Raw genomic sequence first — 6,629 nt, 5'->3', positions numbered from 1 at the left:
GTCCCAGCGGCGTTCGGGGCACTCTCACCGATGCGACTAGCGACCAGTTTGACATACTCTCAGTCGTCGGGACCTACGCGCTCCAAACCGTTAACGGCTCCGAACTCCGAGCCGCGGTGATCACTGCAGGAAGCGATACAGTTGAGGCAACTCAGGGGCTTCTCGAACTCAGAGACGATGGCACGTATGGCTTTGCAGTGTCCTTCAGGACGGTGGAGAGCGGGTCAGTCAGGGCTTCTCCGCAGACCGAAGCGGGTACGTATGCCGTTACCGGGATGAATATTCAGTTTAGTGACCGAACCATTTTCAACAATCCCGTAATTCTCCCGGATACGAGTGGTGGGCCTCGACCGTGATGTGGGAAATAAATTGCTGAAGTGTCCACAGTGCGGGCGCAAGGTCAAAACGAATTCGTTCCTTTTGCAGCCCACGGTAGTTAGGTGCCAGTGCGGCACCAGGGTAACGGTCGCCCCCGGCTTATTCAAAAACAAAATCGTGGATTGGGAGACTCCCGAAGAAAGAGGCAATCGCACGCTAGGACTAAATTAGGACACTACCGTAATTCTCTGCCAAGATGGCCGAAAAACACCCCTGGATGAGAATCTGACGGATTCGTTAGGCAGATCTATAGCCACTTAGGAGAAAACTAATGCCTTGCCCTCAAGAAGTCTCCGGATTAAGAGGTTTTGTTCATTCTAAACTGGGACGATGTGCCAGCTGCATGAGAAGAGCCCTCATAGGTTCGGTTCTGTCGCTTCTCATATACATAGTTCTTCAGTTCTTAACGAATATACCGATACTTATTCTGCAAATAGTGTTGGTTGTTTTCATAGCGTTCGCGACTCTCTGGTTGCTACACATGGGCGTCTATGCCAAGCAACACTTAACGAACTTGAAAGTGCTTTATTACCACCGCCAGAAAACCATCTCGGCAGGACTGGCGGTCACTATCGTGATAACAGGCCTCCGTAGTGCCCTTTATATCTCCCTACCGACCTTTGTTAGCATACGAATTTTGGGATTAACCTTTAAACGGGATCCATGTAACTGTTATTTTGACACAGACTGTGGTTTCTTGATGTTTTGTAAGTGGAGCGCTAATTGCAACAACGTTCGCAAGGGTAATGGGGACTGCCCCGAACACGATATCCGTGGCAGTTGTGACGGACGTTGTCGGTTCCTAAGATGGAAAGGGTCCCAAATTAGTTTATCCAATTTGGCTGACGTAGTATCGTCGTATTTTGATTTATTTATAAAGGCCGCCAGGCAACCGGATATCAAAGGCCAACCCACAGCAGAACAATTGGAAGATGTTGGAAATCAACTAAGCGCAGACTGCGAATATGAGCTTCGGGGATTAATTTTGAGCGCCATGGACGTAGTGCTGGGATGGGATTTGATCTACGGCGAATATGATGATTTGGATCCAGAAAAAGCCTATACCGATGCCTTTGTTGGACATATTGCTGATGAGAAAGCTACCCCTTTGATTATCGAAGCCACCAAAGAGGCCTTTGTGAATGCTATTTTACAGGAAAATCCAGAGGCAGTTGTGCCATCGCTTACCGCATTCTGGGAGACCTATCCCGACTATCAACCGGCCCATACAGGACGCTGTTATCCGCACGGGCATAGCTTGTATGACACGGCCTTGGACTGCCAGATAGCGCAGTTTAAGTCCATGCTATCTGCATTGTTGGAAGCTCGGAAGAACCCGGTACTGGACTTCATTTGACAGCATAGCGGAAAGTCTTGAAGTGGTTGTGCTTGTTCCTTCTTATCCTGAAGTGTCGATTTAATGATTGCCCGGCTTGCCGCCCGGGGATCCCGGGTGCACATTCGCACTGCACTACATAACCTTTTTAAGGAGGTCCCCATGCGTGCTGCCGTAGCCGCTTTCCTAGGCCCGTTCCTCGTCGCCACTTCCCTCACTCAAGTCGTCGCCCAGACAGGGCCGCAGGGATCTAGTGTAGTGCAGACCGAAGACTTGAATGTTCCGATCCCGGTCCCAACGCGCACGCTCCAGAGCAGCGAGCGACCGCTCTTGCTTTCCTGGGTGCCGTCAGTGGAGCGAAATAGCCCCGCCGCTCTGATCTGGGCAGCCGGAGCCATCAACAGCACTGCTGCGAGTGAGCCGCTGCTGTACGCTGCGCCTGCTGAACTATCGAAAAACGCAAAGATCGCAATCATCATCGGAGCCGCCCTCCTCATCCTCGGGATAGTGAAGATCAGCATTTGAGTTCGAGTAGCCATCTACCATTACCAATTGCCTGCTCCGGTAGACTTGACGGTTGCTTCGGCGGGTTGGATTCATTAGCGCCGGGGACGTACACACGTAGATAGCCCCGAGCGTCCCAGCGGCGTTCGGGGCTTTGCTCGATGGTTCCTCCGCCGGCGATGGTCTCGCTTTCGAGAAGTGCATTGCATCGAGGACAAGTCAGGTCAGTGCCTGGGCTGACAATCATCTGACGTATTAGGTCAACTTCTTTCTTGAAGTAGGTGACAGGGGTTTCGCGGTCGTGAGAGCTTGTGTCTCTTTGCATACGTCGAGCTGCAGTGACTGTTGGCTAAGCGTATTAACTCGAACTCCTTAAACTCAATCCGATCACCTGATCTCATTCTCGATGACATCGGTGGCCTCTGAATCTGAGGGCTTGACGATAACATTACCCATGAGGCGGTTGGTGGCTTTCAGCACTGCGAACGTGGCGCTCTGGGCGGGCTGCTTCCCTATGATGCATGATCCGACCAGCTGCTGTCGCATCCCACCCAATAGGCGGTACTCTAGCAATGCTACGATGATGTTGGTGTGAGACTCCGTGATAGTTTGCACTCCCTGCACGTCTAGCGCGATCTCATCATTTACCGATTTCTCCAGAGCGCGCGCTGTGGCCTCGACAGTACTCTTAAGTCGTCCTCTTTCCGTGTCTTCGCCCTGAGCCGCGCCAGCAAACTCATCTCCCTCGGGTCGAGCTAGGACTACCCGCGCTCGGCAGCGGTTGTTAGGCAGTTGCTCAAGCTTGGACTCTCTGAATCCGATACGATCGCTAACCTCACTGCTGGTCATCTGAACCTCCCCTCTGAACCTCCCCCTGGGAGGATTTGCATCTTCTTACCAGAAACTTATGCTTCTCATTGCGCGAATTCTACGATCTCGATCACAAGATTTGGGACATTTCGCCCCTTAGCTAGAGCGGACGCCTGAAAAGCAGCAAAAATGTCCCAAGAACGTAGGTCGATATCCCTTTCCAACTTCCGCTGTTTCACCCATCTTAGTTCTCCATGACCCAGCGCCTGGAAGACCTCAAAGCCGCACTCGCTGACCGCCACGAGATCGAACGAGAAATCGGTCAGGGTGGCATGGCCAACGTCTATCTCGCGCGCGACCAAGGAGGTCCCATGACGAGAATTCCCAGACGAACACCTGGCGGGTCCAGGGGGGTCGTGGCTCTGCTCATCGCGGTGGTGATGACGATCATGCCCGCGCCCCTCATCGCTCAACACGTCCATGGGGGCGCACATCGTGGCGGTCACGCCCGTGCCGTGAGTCATGGCAGCGGTGGGCATGTAGTCCGCCGCGGTCACGCCCGTGCCGTGAGTCATGGCAGCGGTGGGCCTGTAGTCCGCCGCGGTCACGCCCGTGCCGTGAGGCATCGCAGGGGTGGGCCTGTAGTCCGCCGCGGTTACGCCCGTGCCGTGAGGCACGTGGGTGGGAGGCGGCACGGCATCGTCGGAGGCCATATCCAGGGGATAGCTCTAGGCCATGACCACCATGCCCTCGTTCACCACGAGACCCTGTTCGTGCATCACGGACTGCATGTGGGTCTGGTGATCGCGGCTCCGTTCCATTCCGTCGGCTACCCTTATTATGTCCGGTACCGACCCTACCGTGCCCGATACCGCGCGGCCGCGACGGTGACGGAGGGCCGGGCCGACTTTGAGCTTCACGTGGAAGAAATCGATGAGGGTATCGTGCGTCTCAGTTGGCCGGGAGACCGTCGCGGCATCACAGAGGTCGGGTTGTTTCTGGCGGATTCGGAGCAGCAAGTGCTGGCCGTCCAGACGGTGCGGGCCGCACCGTTCACGGCCGTGTTCGACATCGTGGCGTCAATGGCGTACGCGGGCATGACGGTCGTTTACGACGATGGGAGGACGGTCACGATCCTGGTGCCCTACGCGCCGTAGAGGAGACAGCGCGCGGCCGGTGATGTCGTTTCCGTCAGTGAGGGAGAACGTCCGTTGTAATGATAAATGTGGCGGAGCAGGAGTGCGCCAACTGTGAGAAGCTGGTTATCGTCGGGGACCCGTACTGTCGATACTGCGGAGAAGTGTTCAGGATTCTGGAAGTACGGCCTTGCGTGACTACTACCGTCGAAAGAATGTGGGGGTCGCTGCACGGTGCAGCTGGAGTAGAATCGCCCGCCCGCTTTACAGCCCCGACGGGTAAATGTGCGCTATCGCGGGTGGCGGTTCGGCTTGATCCCAGAGAGCGTCATACATCTTCGTCAGTCGGTCAAATACTGGTTGGTTGTGCGAACGCTCGATACGGAGGATTGGTCGATGTCCGGACTCGGTAAACGGCAGAACAATTTCGAGATGCGCCCAAGCATCCGTACCCATTGGATTCCCAATTAGAAGCGTGAAGTTGGGAAACTCCACTAGCCATTTAACGTCAAGGTCCAGCTTCCGGGCTCGCTTCGTGCTTTCTTCGATTGCCGTGTGATGCGCAGGCGCCGTGGCGTGCTTCAATAGGCGAGGTCTTGATCAGCATGTCGATTGACAAGGGCACTACTCACCAAGTTCTCTTGACGTGCGTGCTGCTCGCCGCCGTCGCGTGCGCCGGAGGTGAAGGCTCTGCTCGAGTGGACATCATCGAACCGGCTGATGGGGCAGTGGTGAACAGTCGTGACGTCCGCGTCGTGCTCGCCGCCGCCGGTGTCGAGATTGCGTCCGCCGCCGAGGAGCGATCAGGCACCGCACACCACCACTTGTTCATAGACAGGAACCTCACCCTGCCCGGCGACACAATTCCCGCGGGAGTAACGGGCATCAGGCATTTGGGCCGTGGGCAAACCGAGTTTGTGGTCCAGGGACTGGCGCCTGGCACGCACAGAGTGATAGCTGTTCTCGCAGATTGGGCCCATCTACCGCTGGATCCACTCGCCACCGACACGGTTCGGTTTACTGTACGGCCGTAAGCGGGCCGCCCTGCGAGCATGCGCGCCGTTCGTTACCATGGGCCGATCATGAGAGAAGCAGCCGCAGTGCTTCATGAGGACACTAATGCGTTGCTGTTGTGGGCGAGCCCGTAGATTGCCCGCGTGATCCATCTCGCGTACAGACCTATCCTACCACCCCCTGGTGAACCCCTAGTCGAGACCATGAAGTGCGCCAAATGTGAGAAGCTGGTTATCGTCGGGGATCCGTACTGTCGATACTGCGGGGAAGTTTTTTCAGGACACTGGAAGTACGGGCTTGCGTGACTGCCACCGTCGAAAGAATGTCATGGTCGCGGCACGGCCAGCCCCCCCGGGGGACGAAGGTGGAGAACTAGCCTCCCCGCGCATGGCGTATCAGACGCCCAAGGGACGTGACATCCCTTGGAGGCTGGTGCGGGACTACGCGACTGTTGCGCAAACTGTTCGTGGAAGTGAGGTTTCGCCTTCAAGCCCGGGTGGTGGAACTGGTAGACACAAGGGACTTAAAATCCCTTGGGGGCAACCCCGTGCGGGTTCGAATCCCGCCCTGGGCATAGGGTTTCAGGGTCAGCCTAAGCATTGGCGGCCTGCTTTTGTGACCGAGATGTGACCGAGATAGGTAGGATCTTTCGGCTAGCCTGATTTTGGAGCCCTGCCAGCTTCGCAACGGCATCCTTAAGGTCGGCTTCGTTGGTGATCGCATAGCGCCGGTAAACTGCCTCGGTAAGATGTCCGGTGAGCTGCATCCCTGCGGATCGACTCACACCCGCCCGTTCAAGATTCCTCACGGCCGTTCTGCGAAAGTCGTGCGGGAGCTTGCCCTCCAAGCCAGCCCGCTTACACGCGGCGCGCCAGGCGCCGTACATGTCGCGGATGGGCTCTCCATCCCTGTGGAAGACCCATGGGATGATCCGGCCACTCTCCCGCTGTACTCTCTCTGTGTACTCCCGCTGTGCCTTGATCGCCCCATAGAGTTGCGTAAGTAGGTCGATAGGGAAGGTGCGACCCTTGCCGTTCTTTGTTGTACCAGGTTCCAGACGCATCGTACCGGCCTCTAGATCGATCTGACTCCACTCCATAGGAAGAAGTTCAGACCTAATCCTCCAACCCGTCCAGTACGCTACCTCAACGAGTGGCCCTAGCTCGGGCGGCAGTTCGGCGCGCACCGCCCGGAACTCCTCAAGCTCGAAGAAACCCGAGCGGGTATTCTCCACCTTGATCTCTGGCATGTGAGGGACTCTAACGAGCTTACCACTTTGCATGGCGATCCTAAGGCCCTTACGCAGCGTTGCTAGCTCATACTTCACCGTCGCCGGTGCGGCGCCTTCATCGAGTCGGGCATTCTTGTAGGCACTCACACGATCAAACGTGATCGCATTTACACGATACAACCCCAGGTGCCGCCTCAGGTGGGGTAGGGACCCGAGCGCC

General features: G+C 56.4%; 9 protein-coding genes and 1 tRNA gene. 6 read left to right on the top strand and 4 right to left on the bottom strand.

What is annotated here, in order from left to right:
• The 3 genes from O6944_07960 to O6944_07950 form a co-directional block, all read left to right on the top strand.
• Positions 1-356 (top strand): hypothetical protein (locus O6944_07960; GenBank protein MCZ6719065.1); only part of this gene is annotated, 356 nt, incomplete at its 5' end.
• 860 nt (positions 357-1,216) lie between these two features.
• Positions 1,217-1,735, top strand: a complete 519-nt coding sequence (locus O6944_07955; protein ID MCZ6719064.1) for a hypothetical protein — start codon at positions 1,217-1,219, stop codon at positions 1,733-1,735.
• Positions 1,736-1,876: 141 nt separating this feature from the next.
• The gene (locus tag O6944_07950; GenBank protein MCZ6719063.1) at positions 1,877-2,239 is read left to right on the top strand and encodes a hypothetical protein; all 363 of its coding nucleotides are present in this window, start codon (positions 1,877-1,879) and stop codon (positions 2,237-2,239) included.
• Here O6944_07950 and O6944_07945 read toward each other — a convergent pair.
• Together O6944_07945 and O6944_07940 are read right to left on the bottom strand one after the other, a co-directional pair.
• A complete protein-coding gene (locus O6944_07945) occupies positions 2,229-2,465 on the bottom strand; it encodes a hypothetical protein (GenBank protein MCZ6719062.1) in 237 nt (78 codons plus the stop codon). The genes O6944_07950 and O6944_07945 overlap by 11 nt on opposite strands.
• Before the next feature lie 140 nt (positions 2,466-2,605).
• The gene (locus tag O6944_07940) at positions 2,606-3,067 is read right to left on the bottom strand and encodes a hypothetical protein (protein MCZ6719061.1); all 462 of its coding nucleotides are present in this window, start codon (positions 3,065-3,067) and stop codon (positions 2,606-2,608) included.
• A gap of 215 nt (positions 3,068-3,282) precedes the next feature.
• Between O6944_07940 and O6944_07935 the strand changes: the two genes are divergently transcribed.
• A complete protein-coding gene (locus O6944_07935; protein MCZ6719060.1) occupies positions 3,283-4,185 on the top strand; it encodes a hypothetical protein in 903 nt (300 codons plus the stop codon).
• A gap of 243 nt (positions 4,186-4,428) precedes the next feature.
• Here the strand turns inward: O6944_07935 and O6944_07930 are convergent, their stop codons facing one another.
• On the bottom strand, positions 4,429-4,749 hold the full coding sequence (locus O6944_07930; protein MCZ6719059.1) for a hypothetical protein: 321 nt from the start codon (positions 4,747-4,749) through the stop codon (positions 4,429-4,431).
• A 20-nt stretch (positions 4,750-4,769) separates the two neighbouring features.
• Here O6944_07930 and O6944_07925 point away from each other — a divergent pair, with 20 nt between their 5' ends.
• Positions 4,770-5,198 carry a DUF4399 domain-containing protein gene (locus tag O6944_07925; GenBank protein MCZ6719058.1) on the top strand — a complete coding sequence of 143 codons (429 nt, stop codon included), beginning with the start codon at positions 4,770-4,772 and terminating at the stop codon, positions 5,196-5,198.
• Positions 5,199-5,668: 470 nt separating this feature from the next.
• Positions 5,669-5,752 (top strand) — tRNA-Leu (locus O6944_07920).
• Positions 5,753-5,770: 18 nt separating this feature from the next.
• On the opposite strand, the gene O6944_07915 is transcribed toward O6944_07920, so the two are convergent.
• Positions 5,771-6,629, bottom strand: an 859-nt coding sequence (locus tag O6944_07915; GenBank protein MCZ6719057.1) for a site-specific integrase, incomplete at its 5' end; no start/stop codon positions are given.

Source organism: Gammaproteobacteria bacterium (genome assembly GCA_027296625.1).
Taxonomy (GTDB): domain Bacteria; phylum Pseudomonadota; class Gammaproteobacteria; order JAKEHO01; family JAKEHO01; genus JAKEHO01.
Note: the sequence above shows the minus strand (reverse complement) of the source record. Positions and strands in the feature narration are given on the sequence as shown.